Annotated in this window: 18 protein-coding genes, 1 tRNA gene and 1 riboswitch; of the genes, 12 read left to right on the forward strand and 7 right to left on the reverse strand. The window is 60.2% G+C overall.

Annotated features, from left to right (window positions below):
* Nucleotides 1–47: 47 nt before the first annotated feature.
* The 4 genes from fdhD (at nucleotide 48) to HED64_RS12890 (ending at nucleotide 6428) form a co-directional block, all read left to right on the forward strand.
* On the forward strand, nucleotides 48–947 hold the full coding sequence (gene fdhD / locus HED64_RS12875) for a formate dehydrogenase accessory sulfurtransferase FdhD (RefSeq protein WP_168152406.1): 900 nt from the start codon (nucleotides 48–50) through the stop codon (nucleotides 945–947).
* The gene (locus tag HED64_RS12880; protein WP_168152414.1) at nucleotides 947–3268 is read left to right on the forward strand and encodes an FdhF/YdeP family oxidoreductase; all 2322 of its coding nucleotides are present in this window, start codon (nucleotides 947–949) and stop codon (nucleotides 3266–3268) included. Before fdhD ends, HED64_RS12880 begins: the two co-directional genes overlap by 1 nt.
* Before the next feature lie 262 nt (nucleotides 3269–3530).
* Nucleotides 3531–4046, forward strand: a complete 516-nt coding sequence (locus tag HED64_RS12885; protein ID WP_168152416.1) for a putative immunity protein — start codon at nucleotides 3531–3533, stop codon at nucleotides 4044–4046.
* Nucleotides 4047–4571: 525 nt separating this feature from the next.
* Complete coding sequence (locus HED64_RS12890; RefSeq protein WP_168152418.1) at nucleotides 4572–6428, forward strand: ABC transporter ATP-binding protein; 1857 nt, start codon at nucleotides 4572–4574, stop codon at nucleotides 6426–6428.
* A gap of 17 nt (nucleotides 6429–6445) precedes the next feature.
* Here HED64_RS12890 and HED64_RS12895 read toward each other — a convergent pair whose 3' ends face one another.
* Entirely contained in the window at nucleotides 6446–6847 is a 402-nt protein-coding gene (locus HED64_RS12895) for an NUDIX hydrolase (protein ID WP_168152419.1), read from the reverse strand.
* A gap of 212 nt (nucleotides 6848–7059) precedes the next feature.
* Between HED64_RS12895 and HED64_RS12900 the strand changes: the two genes are divergently transcribed.
* Nucleotides 7060–8289, forward strand: coding sequence for an ROK family transcriptional regulator (locus HED64_RS12900; protein WP_168152421.1), 1230 nt, complete (start codon nucleotides 7060–7062; stop codon nucleotides 8287–8289).
* A gap of 477 nt (nucleotides 8290–8766) precedes the next feature.
* Here HED64_RS12900 and HED64_RS12905 read toward each other — a convergent pair.
* Both HED64_RS12905 and HED64_RS12910 read right to left on the reverse strand, forming a co-directional pair.
* A tRNA-Arg gene (locus tag HED64_RS12905) sits at nucleotides 8767–8840 on the reverse strand.
* 94 nt (nucleotides 8841–8934) lie between these two features.
* Entirely contained in the window at nucleotides 8935–9579 is a 645-nt protein-coding gene (locus HED64_RS12910) for a hypothetical protein (protein ID WP_210149676.1), read from the reverse strand.
* Between the two features lie 73 nt (nucleotides 9580–9652).
* Here HED64_RS12910 and pcrA point away from each other — a divergent pair, with 73 nt between their 5' ends.
* The 3 genes from pcrA to sucD all read left to right on the forward strand — a co-directional run bounded on the left by pcrA (nucleotide 9653) and on the right by sucD (nucleotide 14398).
* Nucleotides 9653–12061: a DNA helicase PcrA gene (pcrA, locus tag HED64_RS12915; RefSeq protein ID WP_168152423.1), complete on the forward strand. Its 2409-nt coding sequence runs from the start codon at nucleotides 9653–9655 to the stop codon at nucleotides 12059–12061.
* A 248-nt stretch (nucleotides 12062–12309) separates the two neighbouring features.
* Nucleotides 12310–13479 carry an ADP-forming succinate--CoA ligase subunit beta gene (gene sucC / locus HED64_RS12920; protein ID WP_168152424.1) on the forward strand — a complete coding sequence of 390 codons (1170 nt, stop codon included), beginning with the start codon at nucleotides 12310–12312 and terminating at the stop codon, nucleotides 13477–13479.
* Between the two features lie 16 nt (nucleotides 13480–13495).
* Nucleotides 13496–14398: a succinate--CoA ligase subunit alpha gene (sucD, locus tag HED64_RS12925; protein ID WP_132362375.1), complete on the forward strand. Its 903-nt coding sequence runs from the start codon at nucleotides 13496–13498 to the stop codon at nucleotides 14396–14398.
* Between the two features lie 110 nt (nucleotides 14399–14508).
* On the opposite strand, the gene HED64_RS12930 is transcribed toward sucD, so the two are convergent.
* Complete coding sequence (locus tag HED64_RS12930) at nucleotides 14509–14793, reverse strand: hypothetical protein (RefSeq protein WP_168152426.1); 285 nt, start codon at nucleotides 14791–14793, stop codon at nucleotides 14509–14511.
* A gap of 22 nt (nucleotides 14794–14815) precedes the next feature.
* A riboswitch (SAM riboswitch) is annotated at nucleotides 14816–14948 on the reverse strand.
* Between the two features lie 247 nt (nucleotides 14949–15195).
* Between HED64_RS12930 and HED64_RS12935 the strand changes: the two genes are divergently transcribed.
* Nucleotides 15196–16251: a zinc-dependent alcohol dehydrogenase family protein gene (locus HED64_RS12935; RefSeq protein WP_168152428.1), complete on the forward strand. Its 1056-nt coding sequence runs from the start codon at nucleotides 15196–15198 to the stop codon at nucleotides 16249–16251.
* Nucleotides 16252–16287: 36 nt separating this feature from the next.
* On the opposite strand, the gene HED64_RS12940 is transcribed toward HED64_RS12935, so the two are convergent.
* The gene (locus HED64_RS12940) at nucleotides 16288–19620 is read right to left on the reverse strand and encodes a DEAD/DEAH box helicase (protein WP_168152430.1); all 3333 of its coding nucleotides are present in this window, start codon (nucleotides 19618–19620) and stop codon (nucleotides 16288–16290) included.
* Between the two features lie 102 nt (nucleotides 19621–19722).
* On the opposite strand from HED64_RS12940, the gene HED64_RS12945 reads away from it, so the two are divergent.
* Together HED64_RS12945 and HED64_RS12950 are read left to right on the forward strand one after the other, a co-directional pair.
* A complete protein-coding gene (locus HED64_RS12945; RefSeq protein ID WP_168152432.1) occupies nucleotides 19723–20928 on the forward strand; it encodes an LOG family protein in 1206 nt (401 codons plus the stop codon).
* Nucleotides 20929–21063: 135 nt separating this feature from the next.
* Complete coding sequence (locus HED64_RS12950; RefSeq protein ID WP_168152433.1) at nucleotides 21064–22023, forward strand: ROK family protein; 960 nt, start codon at nucleotides 21064–21066, stop codon at nucleotides 22021–22023.
* A 53-nt stretch (nucleotides 22024–22076) separates the two neighbouring features.
* Here HED64_RS12950 and budC read toward each other — a convergent pair whose 3' ends face one another.
* Nucleotides 22077–22856, reverse strand: coding sequence for a meso-2,3-butanediol dehydrogenase (budC, locus tag HED64_RS12955; RefSeq protein WP_210149678.1), 780 nt, complete (start codon nucleotides 22854–22856; stop codon nucleotides 22077–22079).
* On the reverse strand, nucleotides 22853–23860 hold the full coding sequence (locus HED64_RS12960) for a sugar phosphate isomerase/epimerase family protein (RefSeq protein WP_168152435.1): 1008 nt from the start codon (nucleotides 23858–23860) through the stop codon (nucleotides 22853–22855). Before HED64_RS12960 ends, budC begins: the two co-directional genes overlap by 4 nt.
* Nucleotides 23861–24211: 351 nt before the next feature.
* Between HED64_RS12960 and HED64_RS12965 the strand changes: the two genes are divergently transcribed.
* Nucleotides 24212–24625, forward strand: coding sequence for a tautomerase family protein (locus tag HED64_RS12965; RefSeq protein WP_168152436.1), 414 nt, complete (start codon nucleotides 24212–24214; stop codon nucleotides 24623–24625).
* The last annotated feature ends 137 nt before the right edge of the window (nucleotides 24626–24762 follow it).

Consider the following 24762-nt stretch of genomic DNA (forward strand, 5'->3'; position numbering starts at 1 on the left):
CTCCGCGAGCCGACAAAAACCGTAACCACGGGAAGGGACTAGAAATCATGGGACGAAGAATTGCTCGAAGGCGCATCATCCGTGCCACGATCGATGGGGCTCGTATCCCGCGCGAGGAAAAGATTGCCGTCGAAGAACCCCTGGAGATTCGATTTAACGGCTCCTCCTTCACTACCTCCATGCGCACTCCGGGTGATGATTTCGACATGGTCGCAGGTTTTCTGCTGGCCGAAGGCATCATCAGTCGCACCGAACATCTGGTCTCCATGCGCTATTGCGCCGGGACCGATGAGGAGGGCAACCAGACCTTCAATGTCATCGATGTGCAGGTTGGCTTCGGCGCCACCGCACCGGATCTCTCAGCGGCTCGTCATGTCGTGACGTCCTCGGCCTGCGGAATTTGTGGCACCAACTCCATTGATGAGGTCTCCAAGAAGTCGTCGTACGCGCTTGACCCCGCATCGGGTCATCTCTCGGTCCAGACTCTCTTGGCTCTTCCTGACACCCTGCGCGATGCACAATCATTATTTTCCGCCACCGGGGGCGTGCACGCCGCGGGTCTGTTTACTACCACCGGCGAATTGCTGGTGCTACGCGAAGACGTGGGACGCCACAACGCCGTGGACAAGGTGATTGGGGCGGCGCTGCGCGAGCACAGATTGCCCTTGCATGACTCGGTGTTGCAGGTATCGGGCAGGGCATCGTTTGAACTCGTCCAGAAGGCAGCAATGGCAGGGATTCCTGTGCTCAGTGCCGTCAGCGCGCCGTCGTCACTTGCCGTGGAATTAGCCGAAGAAACCGGGTTGACGCTTGCCGGATTCTCCCGGAGTAGTACGGTGAACTTGTATACGCATCCTGATCGAGTGGTTTCCGGCACCAAGGTGTCTACCCTCGCTCCGAGGAAGCACCCGAAGTCAGCACTCGCGCACGCTATCGTGGAGGAATAATGCACCGCCCAGCCCCAACTCAGGACATCAATGAAGATGATCTGAAAGTCACGGAACCCAAACGTAGCGCCGCCGGCGTGAAAGCGGTCATGGTGTCCTTAGAACGAGGATTCGCCGCGGCGGGTGTCAGCCGAACTGTACGTTCAATGCTGCGCATTAACCAGCGCGGTGGCTTCGATTGCCCCGGTTGCGCCTGGCCCGAATCCATCACCGGCGCGCGCAAGCCCGCGGAGTTCTGCGAGAACGGCGCCAAGGCCATCGCCGAGGAAGCCAGCGCCCGCACCGTGACCCCCGAGTGGTGGGCCAAACACCCCATCAGCGTGCTGCGTGAAAAGACCGAGTACTGGCTTGGCTCCCAGGGGCGAATCACCGAGCCCATGATCATCCGCGAGGGTGAGAGTCACTACACGCCCATCACCTGGGCTCAGGCCTTTGCCACGATTGCCGAACACACCAATGCCACCACCCCGGATAAGTGTGTGTTCTATACCTCTGGTCGCACGGCAAACGAAACAGCCTTTATGTACCAGCTGTTGGCTCGTTCGGTGGGCACCAACAACCTGCCGGACTGCTCAAATATGTGCCACGAATCTTCTGGCTCTGCGTTGAACCCCACCATTGGCATCGGCAAGGGCACCGTTTCCCTCGAGGACTTCGAACACGCCGAACTGATCTTTGTTATTGGTCAGAACCCCGGCACGAACCACCCGCGGATGCTCTCTGCGCTAGCTGACGCGCGCAAACGCGGAGCCCACGTCGTCGCGGTCAACCCGTTGCCGGAGGCAGGATTCTTCGGATTCAAGGACCCACAGACCGTCGGCGGCATGCTTGGGCACCACGACGACATTAGTGATCACTTCCTGCAGATCAAGGTCGGCGGAGACTTGGCACTCTTCCAAGCCTTTGGACACCTGATCTTCGAGGCCGAGGACAAAAAACCCGGTACCGTGATTGACGCCGCGTTCATCGACTCGATGACCGACGGTTATGCGGCCTACAAAGAGGCTCGTTCCACGCTCGACTGGGAAGCCACCGAGGAAGCCACCGGATTGACTCGTGCCGAGATCACCACCGTGGCCAACCTGCTGATCAAGTCCAAGGCGTCCATCTTCTGCTGGGCGCTGGGACTGACCCAGCAGCCGCACTCGGTGCCGACACTGAAGGAAATCATCAACCTGCTGCTCGTGCAGGGAAACTTCGGCAAGCCGGGCGCCGGTGCCTGCCCGGTCCGTGGCCACTCCAATGTCCAAGGGGATCGGACCATGGGGATCTGGGAGAAGCCAGGAGAAGCATTGTTGGCTTCCCTCGATGCGGAATTCAACATCACCTCCCCACGCGCCCACGGCTATGACTCCACCGACGCGCTTGATGCCTTCGAGCAGGACACCGTTGACGTGTTTGTCTCCATGGGCGGAAACTTTGCTCTGGCTAACTCGGAGACCGAGATCCTGGAAGCCGGTATGCAGCGCGCCAAGCTGACGGTACACATTTCCACCAAGCCCAACCGTTCCCACGTGGTCCACGGGCGTACCTCACTAATCCTGCCCACTCTGGGACGAACCGACCGAGACGATAAGCACCCCGGTGGTGCCCAGTTCCTCTCGGTAGAGGACTCCATGTCGGTTGTCCACTCCACCCAAGGCCGGCTCACCCCGGTGTCCGAACACCTCTTGGCCGAACCGGTGATCGTTGGCCGCATGGCACAGGCGATCCTCGGCGACGAGCACCCCGTGGATTGGAAATCCATGACCGAGGACTACGACGTCATCCGTGATCACATCTCTCGCGTCCTACCGGGCTTTGAAGACTTCAACAAGCGGGTACGCGGACGCAACGGTTTTGTTCTGCCCAACCCGCCACGCGACACCCGTTCCTTCGCCACGGACATCGGCAAGGGGAGATTCACCGTTTCGCCCTTCGAGGCGCTCTCGGCTCCCGCCGGTCACTTGATCTTGCAGACCATGCGGTCCCACGACCAGTACAACACCACGTTCTACGGACTGGATGATCGCTACCGCGGCATCAAGAACGGGCGACGGGTCATCCTGATCAACCCCGATGACCTTAATGAGCTGGGACTCGAAGACAAGGCCCTGGTCGATGTGATCTCCACCTTTGGCGGCACCGAACGCCGCGCGAATCGTTTCCGGTTGGTCTCCTACCCAACGGCCAAGGGCTGCGCCGCGGCGTACTACCCCGAGGCCAATGCGCTGGTGCACCGGGATCTGGTGGCCCGAGAATCCAACACCCCCGGGTTTAAGGCCATGACGGTGCGCTTTGTGCCGCACGAATTGGCTCCGGGTCCGACTCTAGACAGCTAGGGATTCATCACACGGCGGCCGCCACTGCCTCAAACCCAGTGGCGGCCGCCTTAGCGAGCGCAATCTTGTGACGCTCGCGCAACGTCGTGATGGTGGGTTAAGGACCGCGGCGTTAGGTTGCGCACCCACCTAGATCTCGGGAGCATCGCCGTTCGGGCGGGCCCTGCTGCAGAGGTCGGACACCTGTCCTTCAGCCTCTGCAGCAGGGCCCGACGTCTCTTGAAGTTGCCATCACCAGGTTCTCCCGGCGTAGGCTGGCCGCATGATCCTTCCCGCGGTTCGTGACCCTCGGCTAGTGAGTGTCCGCCGTGGTGGGACGCTCACCGAAACAGACCACCGTCTTCTAGCCTTATGGGCGGCCATGTGTGCCGAACGCGTGCTGCCTCTATTCGAGGAATCAAATGGCGAGGACAAACGACCTCGTAACGCGATTGAAGCGGCACGGACGTGGGCTCGCGGCCAAGCGAAAATGATGGACACCCGTGCGAGTGGCGGGCACGCAATGGGTGCTGCTCGACCTCTTCGCGGTGCAGCTCGTTTCGCCGCGTACGCAGCCGGTCAGGCGGCCTGCGTTGCTCATGTACCTGAACACGATCTTGGTGCCGCTGCTTATGCGATCAAGGCGGTGCAGGCAGCAGCACCCCGGGGTAAGGAAAAGGAGGCCGGCAAGGCTGAGCGTGACTGGCAGCGCAGACACATTCCGGGCGGTCTTTATCATCTCGTCCTCGAGGACCAAGCGCGCCGCAACGACATCTGTTGGTCTGTGTTCAGCGACTGAGACTTCGCCCAAATCATTTTGCCCGGTAACGGGTTGCCATCCTTTTGCGGACGGCACGGCGCCGTAGGGAAGTCTGTGGACATCGCGGGCCCAAGAAACGATTTTGCCCAACTGGGCCGTCGTGGGGGTGCGCCCGACCGACCAACCTCGAATCGCTGACTGAACCGCGCCGATGGAGGGCTGCTTGGTCGTTCCGAGGGAAGCCAAAACCTCTGGTTTTGAGGACGATGCCAGATACGGCTATTCGGCCACTTCGCGTTCGGGATATCGCGGAGAATATGCGGCCAAGCACCCGGCTGTCGCCCAAAAAGTCATTGCCGGATAGCCGACTTGGCTAACGCCGGCTGAGGAACAGCACCAACATCACAGCGCTTCTACGCGAAGCAGGGGAAGAATATTTGACCAGAATCCGTTATGAGGTTGGCGGGGCCGACCTGACCGCAAGACTATGATCATTACTTCCGGTGCCGGAGGATTCACTTCGTGGCGCTGCACAACAAGTTAGCTGGATGGCGAGTACACCTCATGAGTATGGAAAACGTAGCCTGGCATTCGTTATGGCGAATGACGGGGGACAATAAGGGCAAGGCATATGCCGAGACGACCCCACGGCGAGTTCTCGCCTTCGCCACCAGTTATAAGAACCGACTGTTGGTTTTTGTACTTTTCTCGGTGTTCTCCGCAGTTCTTGCCGTGATCACCCCGGTGCTCGCTGGCCGCGTGGTTGATGCCATCGTCGCCAACAGTGGTGTGCAAGCGGTGATAAATCTGGCGGTCATCATTGCCATTGTTGCCGTTCTGGACGTTGGGGTTTCCCTGGTGGTGCGATGGTATTCCTCACGGTTGGGTGAAGGAATCATCTTTGATTTGCGCACGGCAGTCTTCGACCACGTGCAGAAAATGCCGGTGGCATTCTTCACTCGCACCCGGACCGGTGCGCTGGTTAGTCGGCTGAACAACGATGTCATCGGTGCCCAAGCAGCATTCGCCGGAACGCTTTCAGGCTTGGTATCTAATACTGTGGCGCTGGTGCTCACTGCCGGCGTCATGTTCTCCACCTCGTGGCAGGTCACAGTGCTGGCACTAATTTTGTTGCCCGTTTTCCTCTTTCCGGCACGCAGGTTCGGCAAGTCGCTGGCTATGCTTCGCAAAGAATCCGCTGACCTTAACGCCTCGATGGGCACCCAAATGACCGAGCGATTCTCCGCGCCCGGTGCCACCCTGATCAAGCTCTTTGGCCGCCCCGCAGACGAATCGTTGCAATTCGGGCTCCGTGCGGGACGAGTCCGAGACATCGGGGTGAAGATGGCGATGCGCCAGTTCTTCTTCGTCTCAATGCTCACGCTCGTTGCCGCGTTGGCCCTGGCCTTGGTCTACGGACTCGGTGGGGTATTCGCGATGCGTGGCGAGTTGGCGGCCGGTGACGTCGTGGTATTGGCCATGCTGCTGACCCGGCTCTACGCCCCACTAACCGCTCTTGCCAACGCTCGAGTAGAAATCACCAGTGCGCTGGTCAGCTTTGACCGCGTCTTTGAGATCTTAGATCTGAAACCGCTGATCACCGACGCTCCTGATGCCCGGGTATTGGACGCGGGACCGGTGGCCGTGAAGTTCAATAACGTCTCCTTCGCCTACCCCAGCGCGGAAAAGGTGTCGCTTGCCTCGCTTGAAGATGTCTCCGTACTCGACACTCGTGGTGGGGAAACGGTGCTACACGGCATTGACTTTGAAATTCCTGCCGGCTCCACGGTGGCGCTGGTCGGATCTTCCGGGGCCGGTAAATCAACTATCGCCTCGCTGCTGGCGCGACTCTACGACGTTGATTCTGGAAGCGTGGAGCTCGCCGGCGAGGACATTCGCAATCTCAAGCTTGACTCGCTGCGCTCAACGGTTTCCATGGTCACTCAGGATGGACACCTGTTCCACGAGACCATCGGTGCCAACCTACGCCTTGCTCGGCCCGAGGCCAGTGATGAAGAAATCTGGCAGGCACTACGCAGGGCCCGACTCGAGCCAACCATTGCCTCGCTTCCAGATGGACTAGACACCGTCGTGGGGGAGCGGGGCTACCGACTTTCCGGTGGTGAACGCCAGCGCATGACTATCGCTCGGTTGCTGTTGGCCGCTCCTCAAGTGGTGATCCTCGACGAGGCCACCGCCGCGTTGGATTCGGCCAACGAAGCTGCCGTACAGGCGGCACTTGCCGAGGCTCTGGCCGATCGGACCGCTTTGGTGATTGCCCACCGGCTCTCCACCGTCCGCTCGGCCGACCTGATCCTGGTGATCGAGGACGGACGTGTTGCCGAACGTGGAACCCACTCCGAATTGATGGTGGTCCGTGGGCGCTACGCAGAACTGCACGATACGCAGTTCGCCCAGTAGCGAGGCTGGCGCCGGGCTTATACGCCGAGTAAGCCCGGCAGTACCTTGAGCCGCAGAAGCGGGGCAATGTCCTCCCGTTCCATGGCCTCGGCGGGGTCGAGCCACATCATGGCTTCGATTTCGGCCCGGATATTTGGTGCAGCCTCGGTGCGCGCAGCAAAGAGGTGGGCGTGGATGTCGGTGTCGGCCTCATTGGCCGCTGCACCCTTCCAAAGGCCCATCGAAATGACTTCGTCAGGCGCAAATATTAGGCCAGTTTCTTCCTGAACTTCACGCAGTACTGCGGCCAGCGGGGTTTCATCGGGCTCCAATTTTCCGCCGGGTTGCATGAACATGCTTGTACCGCGTTTACGGACAAGGAGGATACGTCCAGCAGCGTCTAGAAGTTGCAGGGCAGAGATGGTAAGAATCTTTGGCACAACTTGAGCTTAACAACCGTCAATGCACAGGTGTGAATGATAGCGTGCTGTGTGAACAGGCTTTCATAAACGCGTTTATCCAAATAAGAGCTGGATACTGGTAGGTAACTAAGCCAGTGCGTGGTGTGAGATGAATCGCAGTGGTCATTGGGGACACTGCGATTCGGATATGGCCGTGGGGGATCAAATGTGGATCTACAAATGGAGAATTGATGCAGCGGGGCACCAACTTAGGTCGACTCGGGGATTTTAATCAGGCAGTCATCTTTGAATCGATCCGTAGGGCAGTAGACGGGGTGAGCCGTGTCGAATTGGCTGGCTCCACCGGTCTCTCCCCACAGACGATATCAAATGTTGTTCGACGCCTTCTTGACGAGGGGCTCGTCAGGGAAGACCGTACGATCGTATCCGGCCCAGGCAAGCCGAGAACCGTTCTGGAACTCGAAGCCGGTCGCATGGTTGCCGTTGGCATCCATCTGGACCCGGGGGTCATCACCGTGGTGATGCTGAACCTCCGAGGGGAAATCATGCACTCGCGTCGCCTTGATATCCCTGCAGTGGAAGTTCCGGAAAAGACTATCGAAACCATGGCTCGCACCGTGGACGAGATCATTTCCATGGCCGGTGTGCCGCGCTCCAACGTGTTAGGTGTCGGTGTTGTCGTTCCGGGTCCGCTGGATCCAGTACGTGGTGTCATGACCAATCCGCCGCTGCTTGATGGCTGGAAAGACGTTGACATGGTTGAGCCACTGCACCGCATGCTCAAGCTCGATGTTCTCATTGAGAAGGACACCATTGCCGCCTCCATTGCCGAGCAGTGGAAGAGCAATGAAGCCGAGCGCGACAATTTTGTCACCATGTACATCGGTGCCGGAATCGGTGCGGGCATGGTCCTCAACGGTGAGATCCACCGTGGCATTAGCGGCAATGCCGGCGAAGTAGGACACTACTCCACAGGGGTTGTCGCTCACGACTGCGATATTTGCGGTCGAAATGACTGCCTCCATGCAGCACTTGCTTTCAGTAAGTTCGCACAATTAGCACGCGAGCGTGGACTGGACCTGACGGTGCCGGCTGATGGCTCCGTGGCAGAACGCGCCGTGGGCATCGCAGAGCTTGTCAGGCTGGCAAAGTCCGGCAATGAGGCAGCGGTGGAGATCCTCCGCGATCGCATGGGACTTGTCGGCCAGGTGGCCGGTCAGCTCGCCAATACCTTGGACGTCGGCCTCATCATTTTCGGTGGACCGTTGTGGGCCGAGGTAGGCGAACTGTGCCTTGAGGATGTGAGTTCAATCATCAACGAGAGATTCATTTCCAAGAATGTTCATGCCGTAGAGGTCAGGTCGTCGAGCCTGGGTCACGAAGTCGGCGCCATTGGTGGCGCATGCGTGGTTATGGATGCGAATTTGTCCCCGAAGGCTGCAGCCTTGTTGCTGCGCTAATCGGCTTATGTTTGCGACAATGGGTCGTTCGATGACGCTATCGAACGGCCCATTGTCATACCTACTCATGAGTCAGTTGACAAACTTTCTCTAATGGATTTAGATGACCAATAAGAGTTGGTAGTAATTAAGCTGCCCACCGTGATTTGCGTGAAGTCTTGTCTTGTCCGCATATGTAGCGCGTGGGGGAACGGCAGGTTGATTGCTGGGGAGCTAGCTCTTATCGCCGTCGACCGGTGCCGTAGGATGTAATGGGAGTTATCCCACGGTTTCACCGGTCGACGGCACCATTATTTAAGGTCGTCTCCGCGCCCTAGACCCGCCAGTGCCGCGGGTTTTGCGACGCTGGCACAGTGCGACAGTAGTCTCTTAGCTTGGCCAGCCATTTCACTTGCGGCAAAGGCCTTATGTAGATCTGAAGAGTCGATCTAAACAACGAATGACCTGCACGAAAGCGCAGGTCATTCTTTTTATTAGTGCCCCTGACCGGAATTGAACCGATGGCCTACTCTTTAGGAGAGAGTCGCTCTATCCAACTGAGCTACAGGGGCTGGCTTCGTCAAAACGATCCGTATCAATCCTAACGGCATTTTGATGAAGCTTGGTAAATCTCACGCAGCGTGCCGCGGGTTATCTGCTTCGCTGCTACAGGAGCCCCTTCTTGGAAAGTTCCCACTTTTCACGGAAAGTCCGGACGAACGACGCGATGATTACGCCGACGAGTATCGCTGCGGTGGCAAAGAAGAGAATCCATCGAGCCGTTGTCAGCGTTGAAGCCAAGGACACAGCGGCAGGATCCAATGCACCGGTGAACAGAACGTCAATGGCACGGTTCTCCCACAAATCAACGATGGCGAAGAGCACGGGGAAGGCCCAGAGGAACCAACGAGCGGCACCTCGGTGGGTATTGATGTTCACGGCCAACATGGTTACTAGGGCAAAAAAGAGCGGAAAGAGCATGCCTGCGGTCTTATGGACGTAGTTCAATTGGCCAATAGCATCGGAATCCATGGCTTGGCGTAACGCCTCGATATGTTCCACCGTGTAGCCGCCGATCATTTGATCGGGCATGGCCAAGCTGTTGGACAGATCGGTCATCTGGGTCAATACCAGCAGGTGGTAATACCAAAAGAGGAAGAACACCACGACAACACCTGCCACCAAGATCAAGTTGCCATTGCCGGCAGCCTTTTCTGGTGAACGTTGCGTCGAGGCGTTGACCAGCGGAGCGGCCTCGGCTGCGGGGGTGGGACGGTAATACTGCTTCGTTTTCTTCTTTGACTTGGCCATGACCCCAATTATGCCGCTTTAGACCGGCTGTTCGGCCAACCCGTGGTCCCGCCACCGTAGACTAGGGCCCATCATGGATTTTCTTTTCGATGACTTCGCTGCACCTGCTGAAGCCCCACACCTGCCCGACGCCCAAGAGCTGCTTGCTGGGCTGAACCCCCAACAAGAACAGGCCGTCAAGCATGCCGGTTCCCCGCTGCTGATCGTTGCCGGCGCCGGATCTGGCAAGACTCGGGTCCTGTCGCACCGTATCGCCTATCTTTTGGCAACGGGGCGGGCTCGCCCGCATGAGATCCTCGCCATTACGTTCACCAACAAGGCTGCAGCGGAAATGCGTGAGCGGATCTCGGCATTGGTGGGTGAAGATGTGGCCAAGAAGATGTGGATTTCAACCTTCCACTCCTCGTGTGTGCGCATTCTGCGCCGCGAAGCGGCTTCCGTCGGACTGAAATCAAGCTTCTCCATTTACGACTCGGCCGATTCCTTGCGCCTGATCACGATGGTTGCCAAGGGGCTGGAACTGGATCCCAAAAGATTCGCACCCAAGGCGATGTCCCACAAGATCTCCGCGCTGAAGAACGAACTCATCGACGATGAGCAATACGCTTCAACCGTTGCCAGCAATGATCCGTTCGCGTCGGCCGTCTCGCAGGTATATCGCGGATACACCGAACGCCTGCGCGCCGCCAACGCGCTAGATTTTGATGACCTGATTGCCCATGTGGTCAACGTCTTCCGGGCATATCCCGCGCTGGCCGATAACTACCGGCGCCGCTTCCGCCACGTGATGGTGGACGAGTATCAGGACACCAACCACGCCCAATACTCCCTGGTGCGTGAATTGACCGGGCCGGACGGACCGACACCCGGTGGCGAACTGACCGTGGTGGGCGATTCAGACCAGTCCATTTATGCGTTTCGTGGCGCCGATATCCGCAATATCGTGGAGTTCGCCAAGGACTACCCGGACGCGGAAACCATCAAGCTGGAACAGAACTACCGATCAACACAAACCATCCTCTCGGCCGCCAACGAGGTCATCAAACGCAACCCGGGCCGACAAGAAAAACGCTTGTGGACGGCCGAAGGCGACGGAGAGCAGATCATTGGCTACGTGGGTGAATCCGAATCCGACGAGGCTCGTTGGATCGCCGATGAAATCCTGCGGCTGAATGATGAGGACGACATTCGCCCCGGCGATGTCGCCATTTTCTACCGCACCAACGCACAGTCGCGCTCCCTCGAGGAACAACTGATGCGTGTGGATCTGAAGTACAAGGTCATCGGGGGCACTCGGTTCTATGACCGCAAGGAGATCAAGGACGCCTTGGCCTACCTGCGGGCGCTGGTTAATCCGGACGACGACATTAACGTGCGCCGAATCCTCAATGAACCCAAGCGGGGGATCGGAGACCGTGCGGAATACGCCGTTGCGGCCCTGGCCGAACGTGAACGCATCTCCTTTATGGCTGCCCTACGGCGTGCAGATGATGCTCCGGGTCTTGGCACTCGCGGGCTGAATATGGTTGGCGCGTTCGTGAAAATCATCGATGACTTGGCCGTCGTGGCGGATGGTTCGGGCCCTGCGGAGGCTCTGGAGGCGGTGCTGGAGCAGACCGGTTACCTGGAAATGCTGCGCTCCTCCTCGGACCTGCAAGACGAGTCACGCGTGGAAAACTTGGCCGAGCTGGTGGCGGTGGTGCGGGACTTCGTGAAGGAGAACCCGGAGGGTACGCTGATCGACTTCCTGGAGCGCGTAGCTCTGGTGGCAGACGCCGACTCCATCCCGGAAGCGCCCAACGACGCCGAGGGTGTGGACATGGCGAGGCGCGAAGGAATGGTGACTCTCATGACACTGCACACGGCCAAGGGACTCGAATTCCCCGTGGTATTTCTCACGGGTATGGAACACGGGATTTTCCCTCACCAACGTTCCTTGACCGATGAAAAGGAACTTGCAGAGGAGCGCCGGCTGGCTTATGTGGGCTTGACCCGCGCCCGGCAGCGCCTCTACCTAACCCGTGCCGAATACCGCAGTCTCTGGGGTCAATCCCAGGCTAATCCGGCGAGTCAGTTCCTGGAGGAAATCCCTTCCAACCTCGTTGATTGGAAGCGGGAGGGCATGAAACGTCCCAGCCTGGATTCCTTTGGTGGGCGCAATAGCTTTGCTACCAGCCGCTACGAGTCGGGCTCATATTGGGGTGCGGGTTCTGGCTCGAGCGCCACTGCCGGCAGATTGTCGGGGGCTCCGGAGATTCATCAGCTCAAAACTACACCGACGGCTCGGGCCCAGGGACGGGTCCAGCCGAACAAGGAAATCATTGCCCTGAACGTCGGAGACAAGGTCGATCATGGCACCTTCGGGCAGGGTGTTGTTCTGGCAATTGAGGGTGCGGGGGACAAAACCGTGGCCAAGGTTAAGTTCGCCGAGGCAGAAAAGCGACTGCTACTTCGTTATGCCCCACTTACGAAGCTTGACTAGCACGTTCTTTGCCGAGCGGCGGGCAGTGCCTGGTGCTTGTGAGGTGCCCGCATCCACACCATGGTGATAGGGGTCACACACCCTAATTCTCTACGGTGCGTAGAACTGTGTCATTGGCTCCGAAAGCGTTAGGCTGAGCAAGGAGCCCAACCTTTTCGGGTGGGGCTCTTCCCCCTCAACGCATGGAACCGTGCTTACGGAGCCGTGTCTTGAGTCAGCATAGACTTCGACAAGAAGGACACAAGCCCGTGGACCTGTATGAATACCAGGCGCGCGATATGTTCGAGTCCCACGGTGTACCCGTGCTGGCCGGCATCGTTGCCTACACACCTGAAGAAGCCAAGGCCGCTGCCGAGAAAATTGGTGGCGTCGTGGTCGTTAAAGCCCAGGTAAAGGTCGGTGGCCGCGGCAAGGCCGGCGGCGTCAAGGTCGCAAAGACCGCCGACGAAGCTTTCGCCTACGCAACTGACATTCTCGGTATGGACATCAAGGGCCACACCGTGAACAAGGTCATGATCGCTCAGGGCGCAGACATCGCCGAGGAGTTCTACTTCTCCGTGCTGCTGGACCGCGCAAACCGCAACTACCTGGCCATGTGCTCGGTTGAAGGCGGCATGGAAATCGAGGAACTCGCCGTAGAGCGTCCCGAGGCCCTGGCCCGCATCGCCGTTGACCCGGCCGTTGGCATCGATCAGGCCAAGGCCGACGAAATCGTTGCCGCTGCAGGATTTGCTCCGGAGCTGACCGCTAAGGTTGCCTCGGCAATCCTGAAGCTGTGGGACGTCTTCACGAAGGAAGATGCAACCCTGGTTGAGGTCAACCCGCTAGTTCTCACCGGCGCAGGCGAGATCGTTGCCCTCGATGGCAAGGTCTCCATCGACGAGAACGCCGAGTTCCGCCACGCGGATCACGCTGCTCTTGAAGACAAGGAAGCTGCCGATCCGCTCGAGGCCAAGGCTAAGGCCATGGACCTGAACTACGTCAAGCTTGACGGCGAAGTTGGCATCATCGGTAACGGTGCCGGCCTGGTCATGTCGACCTTGGACGTTGTTGCTTACGCTGGCGAAAACCACGGCAACGTGAAGCCCGCCAACTTCTTGGACATCGGCGGTGGAGCTTCCGCCGAGGTCATGGCCGCAGGCCTTGACGTCATCCTGAACGACGAGCAGGTCAAGTCGGTGTTCGTCAACGTCTTCGGTGGCATCACCGCATGTGACGCCGTCGCCAACGGCATCGTCGGCGCACTGAACACCTTGGGTGCAGCGGCCAACAAGCCGCTCGTTGTTCGCCTTGATGGCAACAACGTGGAGGAAGGCCGTCGCATTCTTGCCGACGCCAACCACCCGCTGGTCACCCTGGCCGCAACCATGGACGAGGGCGCCGACAAGGCTGCCGAGCTCGCCAACGCAGCGAAGTAAGTAGGGATACGCGAACATGAGCATTTACCTTAACAAGGACTCCAAGGTCATCGTTCAGGGCATCACCGGTGGCGAGGGTACCAAGCACACCGCACTGATGCTCAAGGCCGGCACCAACATTGTCGGTGGCGTTAACGCCCGCAAGGCCGGCACCACCGTGACCCACGGCGAAAAGAACATCAAGGTTTTCGGTGCAGTTGCCGAAGCCATGGCCGAGACCGGTGCGGATGTTTCCATCGTTTTCGTTCCGCCGGCATTCACCAAGGATGCTGTTGTTGAAGCCATCGAGGCAGGCATCGGCCTGGTCGTTGTCATCACCGAAGGCGTTCCGGTACAGGATGCAGCCGAGTTCTGGGCCCTGGCCCAGTCCAAGGTTGACGCCGAAGGCAATCAGGTCACCCGCATCATCGGCCCGAACTGCCCCGGCATCATCACCCCGGGTGAGTCACTGGTTGGCATCACGCCGAACAACATCACCCAGAAGGGCCCGATCGGCTTGGTCTCCAAGTCCGGTACCTTGACCTACCAGATGATGTTCGAACTGCGCGACCTGGGCTTCTCCACCGCCATCGGCATCGGCGGCGACCCGGTCATCGGAACCACCCACATCGACGCCCTGGCTGCGTTCGAAGCGGACCCGGAGACCAAGGCCATCGTCATGATTGGTGAAATCGGCGGCGACGCCGAAGAGCGTGCAGCCGAGTACATCAAGGCCAACGTCACCAAGCCGGTTGTTGGCTACGTGGCAGGCTTCACCGCTCCCGAGGGCAAGACCATGGGCCACGCTGGCGCCATCGTCTCCGGCTCGGCCGGTACGGCTCAGGCCAAGAAGGAAGCACTTGAGGCTGCCGGCGTGAAGGTCGGCAAGACCCCGTCGGAAACCGCAACGCTGCTGCGCGAAGTTTTCGCCGCACTCTAAATCTCTAGAGCGCACCTTGAGTGGCGGTCACCGTGTTGATTATTCAACCAGGTGGCCGCCACTCGTGCGTTCTGAGGTGTGTGGCCATGCTCAAGGCCAAGAATTACCGCTTAGTGGTGCAGCCGAAAGAAGGAGCTGCCGACCAGCTGGTGCGCACCGGGCAGCAGGACGACAAGTAGCTCAGGATTAAACTGGATTTCCACTGGACCCGAACCGGCCAACGCATCGGTGAGTTTGTGGGGAGCATAGGCCTCGAGCACCCATTCGGTGGGTCCCGCACCAATGTGCAGCAGTCCGGTATCACGGTCGAGATCAAGCCAGGCGGTGATCCAGTCACCGGCAAAACGCGGCAAGAGGCTGGACGGAGAAACGGTGGTCAGGGTCGGGCTGTACATGATGCGCACACGTCCTAAGGGTCAGTTGTCCTTGCCCCGGTGTGCGGAAATGCGCGCCAAGGCCACTTCGTCATCCGAACCACCCGCCGTGCAACTATGGGGTTGGTAACTGACTGGTCGGAGCCTTGCCTATGTGGCAGTCAGTATTCGTGAAGCTATAACCAGCCTACGGTGAAGCGCGGATATTTCGCCACCTAGGCTATCTGGGCGCAACAAACGGTCATTTTCCTTCGGCCCCCCACCCACCTATGGGGTTGACGTCCCTAGGTCATGCGAACTGCCGCTCCACCCGCGGACGCGGCGATCCCACTGGCCGCGAGCACGAGAGAATCACGAGCCCCCACGATCGGGCATAGGCTGGAAGGCAACCGACATTCCCCCTTTTCGCAAAGGACAGCTCTCATGCGCGCCACAATGATCCATGGACAGCGGGACATCCGCGTCGATAACCGCCCCGAACCGACCCTGCTCACCGACACCGACGCCATCGTGCGCGTCACCGCAGCCTGTGTCTGCGGATCGGATCTGTGGCCGTACCGAGGATTCCGTGAGATCACCGAACCACGGCCGATCGGCCACGAGTTCATCGGTATCGTTCAGGAGATTGGTGCGAGGGTGACCTCCCTAGCCGTGGGTGATCTCGTGGTGGCCCCGTGGGCCAATAGCTGCGGTACCTGCCCACCGTGCCGTGATGGGGTCCAGGTGGCTTGCGAACATCGCGCCGTCTGGGGTGGTGAGGATGAAAACGGATTGCCGGTTGATGGTGGCCAGGGCGAGATCGTTCGTGTACCGAACGCCGACGGCACACTGGTCGCGGTTCCCGGAGTCACGGAGCCCGATGAAGCCCTGACCAAATCCCTGCTGACGCTCTCTGACGTCATGGGCACCGGGCACCATGCAGCTCTTGGCGCACGGGTGGCCCCGGGTCGCACGGTTGTGGTGGTGGGCGACGGAGCGGTAGGACTATGCGCCGTGCTCGCTGCTAAGCGACTCGGTGCCACGCGCATCATTGCCATGTCCCGACACGCTGATCGTGCGGCTCTGGCCAAGGAATTTGGCGCCACCGATGTGGTGGCCGAGCGCGGGGACGCCGCGGCGGCCAAGGTCCGCGAACTGCTCGGCGGGGTACTGGCCGACTCGGTACTCGAATGCGTGGGCACTGCCGAATCCATGGGGCAAGCCCTCGCCTGTACTCGACCCGGTGGGGCACTGGGCTTTGTTGGCGTGCCCCACGGCGAGAATCCGTTGCCCGTTTCTGTGCTCTTCGCCAAAAACATCTCCGTGGCCGGAGGCGCGGCAAGCACCCGGGAGTACCTGCCCGAACTTCTCACGGACGTACTGTCCGGCGCCATCAACCCCGGGCTCGTCTTTGATGCTGTCATGAACCTCGAGCAAGCCCCCGAAGCCTACGCCGCGATGGATGAGCGCCGGGCGATCAAGGTGATGCTGCGCCCCTAGATCTCCCGGCGACCCACCGCGGGGCTGCCGCGCTGCTTAGCGCAGCAGCTCGCGGATGTCGTCCGCGTTCAGCACCTTGCCGAAGCCCGCACCCTCGTCCATGACCGAGGAAATGAGCTGACGCTTGGAATCCTGCAGCGCCACCACCTTCTCCTCGATGGTGTTTTTGGCAACCATCCGGTAGACCATCACATTGCGGGTCTGTCCGATGCGGTGGGCCCGGTCAACCGCCTGGGATTCGGCGGCGGGGTTCCACCACGGATCCAACAAGAAGCAGTAGTCTGCCTCGGTGAGGTTCAGCCCGAAGCCGCCGGCCTTCAGCGAAATCAGGAATACCGGTGCCTCGCCGGACTTGAACGAGTTGATCACCTCGGCACGCTTACGCGTTGAGCCATCGAGGTAGGCGTAGGGAACACCCGCTGCATCCAACCTGTCGGCCGCCTTCTTCAGGAAGGAGGTGAACTGGGAGAAGATCAGCGCACGGTGGCCCTCGGCCAAAACATCCTCAAGCTGCTCGAAGAGCACATCAAGTTTGGCGCTGGAGACATGTGCGTACTCGGGATCCACCAAGGAGGCGTCCAAGGCCAACATGCGAAGCAGGGTCAGCGACTGGAAGATCGTGAACCGGTTCTTATCCATGTCATCAACCAAGCGCAACACCTTCTGGCGTTCGCGCTGCAGGTGCGTGTCGTACACCTTGCGGTGCTCCGGACCCAGCTCAACCTGCAATACCTGTTCCTGCTTCGGCGGCAGATCTGTCACCACCGCATCCTTGGTACGGCGCAACATAAACGGTCGGACTCGGCGGCGCAGGCGCGTGAGCGGTTCGGGCAGGCCCTGACGCTCGATGGGCCGCTGGTAGTTCTCCGCGAAGCGTACCGATGAAGGGAAGAGCCCGGGGGAGACGATGGCGAAGATCGACCAGAGCTCCATCAGGTTGTTTTCCATCGGGGTACCGGTGATGGCCAGCTTAAAGCGTGCAGGCATGTCCCTGGCCACGTGGTGGGCCTTGGTGGCCTTGTTTTTCACAAACTGGGCCTCATCCAAGATCAGACCGGCCCAGGGGATATCGGCGTAGGCGTCGTCATCCAGGCGCAGCAGCGTGTAGGAGGTCACCACGATGTCGTAATCCTTGGCCAGCGTCGCCAGCGAGGAAGTCGCCCGCGACTCGGTATCGGTGACGGCGATGACCCGCAGCGAGGGGGCAAAGCGTGCCGCTTCTTCCTTCCAGTTGGAGACCACCGAGGTGGGGGCCACTACCAAGAAGGGAGCACGCTTTCCGATGTGCGGGTTGGGCGCACCGAAGGCCTCGGGGTCGGCCCACACCTGGTGTGCGTGCAGGATCAAGGCCAAGGCTTGGAGGGTCTTACCCAGACCCATATCATCGGCCAGCACCCCGCCCAGACCGTTGCGCCACAGCGTGGCCAGCCAGCCGAAGCCCTCCACCTGGTAGGGGCGCAGCGTGGCATTAAGCGTTGGTGGCAGGTCGGCAACCTCGGTGGTCTTCAGGTTCACCAGCGAATTCAGGGCACTGATCCACGCGTCGGGCCCCTCAACATGCGAGGCCAAATCCTCCAGCTCTTCCCACAGGGAGAACTGGTACTGCGTCAGGGAAATGTCCGCTTCCTTGTCCTTCATGTCCCGCAGCCCGCCGGCTTCGCTCACCAGCTCACGCAATTTGTCGAAGAGCGGGTCGGAGAGGGAGAAGTAGCTGCGGTCCGGCATCAGCAGCTTGGTTTCGCCCTTGGAGAGGGCGCGCAGGATGTCGGCGAAGGGGATCTGGCGATCTCCGATGGAGATCAGTAGGCCCAGATCAAACCAGTCACGGCGGTCAGATTCCACGGTGGTGATGATCAGTTCCGGCGCTTCGGTGAGCTCGTGGAATTCCGGGCGGATTCCGGACTCGGAGATGACCAGTCCTTCGATTTCCATGAGCTCGGGCAGCACCCGGCGCACGAAGTCGATGACTTCCAATCCCTGGAGGTGACGCGGGCCCAGGACTGCTGCCTCAAATCCGGGGAAGACATTCAGGACGTCAAGCGCGGCATGTTCCAGGGCCGATTCGGTCTCCCGATCCCGGTCAATCGCGTCCACGGCCAGGCCGTGATAGTCATAGGTCCAGTCCATGTCCACGGAATCACGCGCACCGTAGCGGATCTTAGCCACCAGCTTCGGCGGCAGTACCGCAGGCAGCTCAACGGAGGCATCGGGGCTGGTCACGCGCAGCTTGCGGGCCAGTCGCGGGTAAACGCGGGAGAAGAATTCGTCGCGTTCGGCCAGCGGAACGTTAAGTTCTTCGGGGTGCTGCAGCAAGGTGAGCTCGGTGTGGCTCAGACCGGCGGGCACCTGACCCAGGAAAATCTGGGTGTGTTCCTCGTTGGCCGCATACACACCGTGGTTACCGATGGAACCAGCGGCGCTGTGTGAATCAAGGACAAAGTCGTGTCCCGCGAGCGACAGCGTTGGCGCAAGCGCCAAACCGGACTCGGAGATTTGGGCGCCGAGGGCCACCTGAGCGGGGGAACCGATCAGAATTTGGGTGTTAGGTCGCACGCCGATGAGCTTGATGCCCAGGCGCTTGGCCTCGGTAAAGAGGTCCCAGAGCAGCGAAGAAGAATACTCGTCGAGGTAAAGCCAGTCGTTGTCCTCGCCGAAGTAGAGCTCACCCTTGGCCCGGTAGAGCGGGACAAACTGGCAGAACCAGCGGTGCTGCTCGTTATCGAGGTTCAGCCCGTAGGTTTTGAAGCTGATGTTGTTCCAGCGCAGATTTCCGCGCACCCAGCGGTCCCCGCCCGAATGCACCATCGGGCGCACGGCCAAGCGCCAACGGCGGGACGCGACCTTCAGCTGGCCGACTCCGGAACCCGGTGCCCATTGCTGGTGTGCCGAGAGCGTGGTGTCCTGCAACTCGAATTGCAGTCCCATCGGCAATACCGGGTGCTTGGAATTCGGTCCACCCAAGGACTTGGCGGCGGCAGGTGCCGGGGCCAGCAGCTCTTGCAGGGTCTGCTGCCAAACGGGCACAGCCGCGGCGGTGTCGCGGTAGAGAACGTCCTTGGCCCGCAGGTACATCGAGTTGGAGTAGATCAGCACCGCAGCCACGTGCTTGCACTTGGGGGCGTCACCGCACGAGCATTCGCCCTCGGCGATGATCCGCTCTTCCTTTTTCATGCCCAGCGTTATGCGCACGGGACGGTTCTCTTCTCCGTCTTCGGCCACCGTTCCGGAGAGGATCTGGTCCACTGGGTCCCACTGGAAATCGCTCATTGCAGCGTCGGTGGCCAGCACCTTGCCGCGTGTGAAGGAGGCACCGCCGACGACGCTAAGAATTTCGCGTGCGTCAACCATGGGAAAAGCTGATTCGGTCATCCTCCTATCGTTTCACGTTCGCCAGCCCAGCACGAACCGCGCGGGCACGTGAAGGCGAGAAATACAGCACGTGTCCGCCTTCGTGGCCTAGTCTTTGAACTCATGAACAGCACTCCAGCTTTCCAACCGCTCCCACGAGTCATTGAGATTGCCTCGCTGGCCGACTTCGATAAGCATGTGGCCACGGTCCTGGCACTGAGTGATAAGCGACTTGCCGCCTCGATGCATGGTTGGCACGTGCAGTCGGTTGACCTGCGTTCCCGCAGTGCGGTGCTGGAGAAATTACGTTCGTCGGGCTCGGTGTTCATGGGGTGCGAGATCGAAGCGAAGATTGAGCGCCGGCTACGTGGTGGCGGGGCGCTGGTTTTCCCCGAGATACCCGGGCTGCCCTTTGATCCCTACCGGGGTGAGTTGTATACCGGGGCCGAACTTTATGCGGGCCTGGCTGCCGGGTCCTATGAGGGTGTTGTTGACGCGAGAATTTATGCGTGGGCGGCGCACCGGCTGGGGGCAGGAGCTCACGATTCACTGAACGCGGCACTTTCCTCCACCCTGCACGATCACGCCATTGGACTGCGACTTGACTCGCAAATCCGCGATGGAGAACTCTCCCATGCCCCGCTGGTCGGGGTCATGGGCGGGCACGCGGCCGCGCGCGGCAGCACCGGATATGCGCTGGCGGCCAGGCTGGGACAGGCGCTCTCGGGGGCGGGCTTCATCGTGGCCACCGGTGGTGGCCCCGGTGCCATGGAGGCGGCGAACCTCGGGGCGTACCTAGGCGCGGGCAACCAGCAGATACTCGATGAGGCACTGGCGATACTCGCGGAGGAACCCGGTTTTGCTCCCTCGGTCACCCGTTGGGCGCGAGCAGCGGCAAGGGTCTGTGAACGGTGGCCAGATGGCTTGGCCAATCTGGGGATCCCGACCTGGTTCTACGGGCACGAGCCACCAAATATGTTTGCCACCCATATCGCTAAGTACTTCGCCAATGCCACCCGCGAAGCGGTCTTGCTGCAGAAATGTTCTGGAGGCATCATTTTCCTGCCCGGAGCCGCCGGAACCGTACAGGAAATTTTCCAAGACGCCTGTGAGAACTTCTACGGAGCCGCCGAGCGCATTAGCCCGATGGTGCTGGTCGGAGTCGAGCATTGGACCAAGACGCTGCCTGCCTACCCGCTGCTTCTGGAACTGGCCCGGGGCAGGGCGATGGAGGAGAAAGTCTTCCTCGTGGATCACCCCGACGAGGCGGTGCGCATCTTGGTGGAGCTAAATAATGGCACGATCTTCGGTGTCCGGGGGCTGGCCTAACTGCGCACACCGGCAGCAGACGACTAAGCTAGAAAGATCATTTCCGGAACTCCGCGCCGCTTTGCTCGACCATTCTCCGCGTTGCTTCCGACCCGTTGGTGCGTTCCTCGCACCTTTAAAGACCGAAGAGAATTCATGCCCGCGCAAAAACTCGCCATCGGCGTAGACATCGGTGGAACGAAAATTGCCGCGGGATTAGTGACTCCCGAAGGGAAAGTGGTGGATCGGCTCCGCCGCCCCACCCCCGGCCACGATGCGCGCGCCGTTGAGGCCACGGTGGTAGAACTGGTGACGCTACTCGGCGAGCAGGCACCTTCCGCGGTAGTTGGCGTGGGTGCGGCCGGTTGGATGGACTCCAGCGGAAGCACCGTACTTTTCAGCCCGCATCTGGCTTGGCGCAACGAACCGTTGCGCCAGCGCCTTGAATTGGCCTTGGGCCGCAGCGTGATGTTGAGCAACGACGCTGATGCGGCGGGCTGGGCTGAACACCGCTTCGGAGCGGCTCGCGGTGAAAACGAGATGTTGTGTCTAACTCTCGGCACGGGAATCGGTGGTGCCATCGTGCTCGGTGGAAAGCTGCAGCGCGGGCGATTTGGCGTCGCCGGAGAATTTGGGCATCAAACACTGGTTCCCGGTGGACACCGGTGTGCCTGCGGAAACCGTGGATGCTGGGAACAATATGCTTCCGGCAATGCGCTGGGGCGCGAAGGACGTAGCCTCGCCGGCTCCAACTCTCCGGTGGCGCATGCGTTGCGCGCCGAGACTCATGGGGACGCCTCGGCGGTCACCGGTGAAATGGTCACGCGCTTGGCCGAGGCCGGGGATCCGGCCTGCTCCGATCTGGTGGCCGAGGCAGGTGAGTGGCTGGGGTTGGGATTGGCGAATCTGGCCGCGGTGTTGGATCCAGGAATCATGGTTATTGGCGGGGGACTAGGCTCGGCTTCGCCTTCCCTGATTGAGGCGGCCACCGTCGCCTACAAAAAGGCCCTGAGCGGGCGTGGCTACCGGCCGTACGCAAAAATTGCCCAAGCAGAATTGGGGCCCGACGCGGGCCTCGTTGGGGCCGCTGATCTGGCCCGCCTGCCCCGCGGTTAACCAACGGCACCCGATACGCGGTGGAGTCCACCGGGTATCGGGCGCCGTTCGATTTATATCGGGCGAGGCGTTCCCGAGGAGGCGGTGGTTCCGCCGTCTACGGGAATAATGGCCCCGGTGATGTATCCGGCATCTGGACTCGCCAAGAACAACACGGCACGGGCAATGTCTTCCGGCGTTGCTGGCCGATCCAGGGCGAGCCGGTCCAACAGCCGTGCGGCGAACACCGGATCCTCCAACCGCTGTCGGGTCAGTTGCGTATCGGTGAAGGCCGGGGCCACGGCATTGACCCGCACCCCGTGGTCACCTAGGTCCAGGGCCAAGCTCTGGACCATGGCGTTCAGGGCTCCTTTGGTGGCGTTGTAGGCGAACTGGTTCCAATCTCCGCGGATTCCCGAAACCGAGGAAATGGCCACGATATTGCCGCGGCTTGTCTTTAACGCCGGCAGAACAGCCCTGGCCAGAATGATGAACGCGTCAACGTTGACCGCATGCATCCGGTGCCACGCGTCATCGTCAAAAGTCTCAAGATCACTGGGCTCGCACCAGCCGGCATTACTGATGACGATATCCAGTCGGCCGAAACGTGCCAGCAGATCGGCAACTGACCGTCCGACCTCGGCACGATCGGTCACATCGCAGACCAATACCAGGGACCGGTCTTCCGGATGGTCTTGGACCGTGGTGCGCAACGAACTCGCGGTGCGACCCAGAACCACCACCGTGGCGCCCTGCTCCAAGAATCCCCGGGCGATGCTGCGACCGATGCCGGAGCCGGCTCCGGTGACGAGCACTACGCGGCCCTCGTAGGGGTAGCGGGCCCAAGCAATCACCGCGTTGTACCGGCCAGTGCCTCATTGGCGGCGCGCAGCACCGTCGAGGCGACCTCGAGGCCTTCGATGCGGCCCAAGGAAACGTCTTCGTGCTCAATGTTGACCCACATGTCGGGATCGATTTCGTGCAGGGCACGTAAGAATTCCGTCCAATACGCAGCGTCGTGCCCCTTGCCGAGGGCCACGAAGTCCCAGGCGGCGTCCTTGGGCCATTCATTGGCCCATTCGTCCCCGCCAAGGTTGGTGCGCGGCTCAGAAATATCGAGTTTGCGGAAGCGGTTATCCAGCACGCCATAGATGGCGGCCGCCGGATTAATCCGAACGTCCTTGGCTGCAGCATGGAAGACCAGCGGGCCGAGATCTCGGATGACAGCCACCGGGTCCATCTGCTGCCAGAAAAGGTGGGAGGCATCAAGCTCGACACCGACGTGTGTTGCGCCGGTGCGCTCGATCAGTTCGCGAATTCCCGCGGGATTAAAGACAACATTCTGCGGGTGGAGTTCGAGTGCCACCTTCACACCGTGATCGGAGGCAAGTTTGTCGGTTTCCATCCAGAAATCGGCGGCAACACCCATTTGGTAGTCGAGGACATCCAGCGAGGCGGAGTTCCAGGCGTTGACGATCCAGTTCGGTGTGGTGGCCCCGGGCTCTCCGCCCGGTAGACCTGACATGGTGACCACTCGGTCCTGACCCAGACGTTCGGCCAGTCGGATGGAACGACGGATGTCTTCGGCATGGGCGTCACCGATAATTGGGTTCGGATGCAGGGGGTTGCCATTGCAATTTAGCCCTGCGATCGAAACACCCGTTCCCTCGAAGGTTCCCAGATATTCGTCACGGGCGGCATCGCTGGAGAGGATCTCGTCAAAATTTGGGATGTGCACCGGAGGAAGGAAGCCGCCGGAATTAATCTCGATCCCGGTCAAACCAGCCTTGCCGACGGCTTTAAGTGCCTCCGGTAGCGAGCGGTCGTGCAGGACGGCGTTGTAGACACCGAGTTTCATGGCTTTCCTTACTTTCTGGAGATGGTGAGGGCGGGAGCTTCCGGCGATTCAACGCTGGATCTGTCGAAATCGGTCAACATGTTGGACCAGGGCACCCAGGCGCGGCGGCCCTAGGGACATTTTGGAGCGCTCCAAAATGTGGCCTACCTAAAATATATCCACACTAGGTCAAGTTGTCCATACAAAGTTCTGAACACACCCATTTCCATGGAGAGCGACGAGGGGGAGTTGTCAGTGGCGCGCGTTATCTTGAGTCTATTGACTTTGTAAGTATGTCAGGACAAACTGTTCTTAGTATCCACCGAATCGAGGTGGATTGCCCCGGCTGAATAGGAAGAGAGTGTCGGAACCATGCCGATGATTCGCATTGATGTCACCGAGGGGCGCGCGCCCGAGGAGCTGGGGAAGCTCAGTAGGGCCATTCATATCGCGGTGGTGGAGGAGTATTGCATCCCGGAGGGTGATTACTTCCATGTCATCACCGAACATCCACGCGGCCAGGTTGTTGCTCTTGATGCCGGGCTTGGGTTTGAGCGCAGCGATGCGGTGGTGATGGTCCAGATCTTCACCCAGCGCGGGCGCTCCGGGGAAGCCAAGAGTGCCCTGTTTGCTGCCATCGCACGCGAGCTGCAGGGGGTTGGTGTGGCCGGGGAGGATGTCTTTATTGGCTATATGGAAAACGGTGCCGAAGATTGGTCGTTCGGATTCGGCCGCGCCCAATATTCCACCGGCGAGCTGGCCATCCCGAGCTCCCGTGAGGCTTGAGTGAATGATGAGACTTGTGACCGAGCATCATTTCATTACTCTCGTTGTAAATATGACAGTACAAACCTTTGACAGGACAAAGTTTATGGTGCAGAGTATTTCCTGTGGCTTGACTCACAATCATGAACCCCTCGAAG

The organism is Paeniglutamicibacter terrestris (genome assembly GCF_012271785.1).
Classification (GTDB): domain Bacteria; phylum Actinomycetota; class Actinomycetes; order Actinomycetales; family Micrococcaceae; genus Paeniglutamicibacter; species Paeniglutamicibacter terrestris.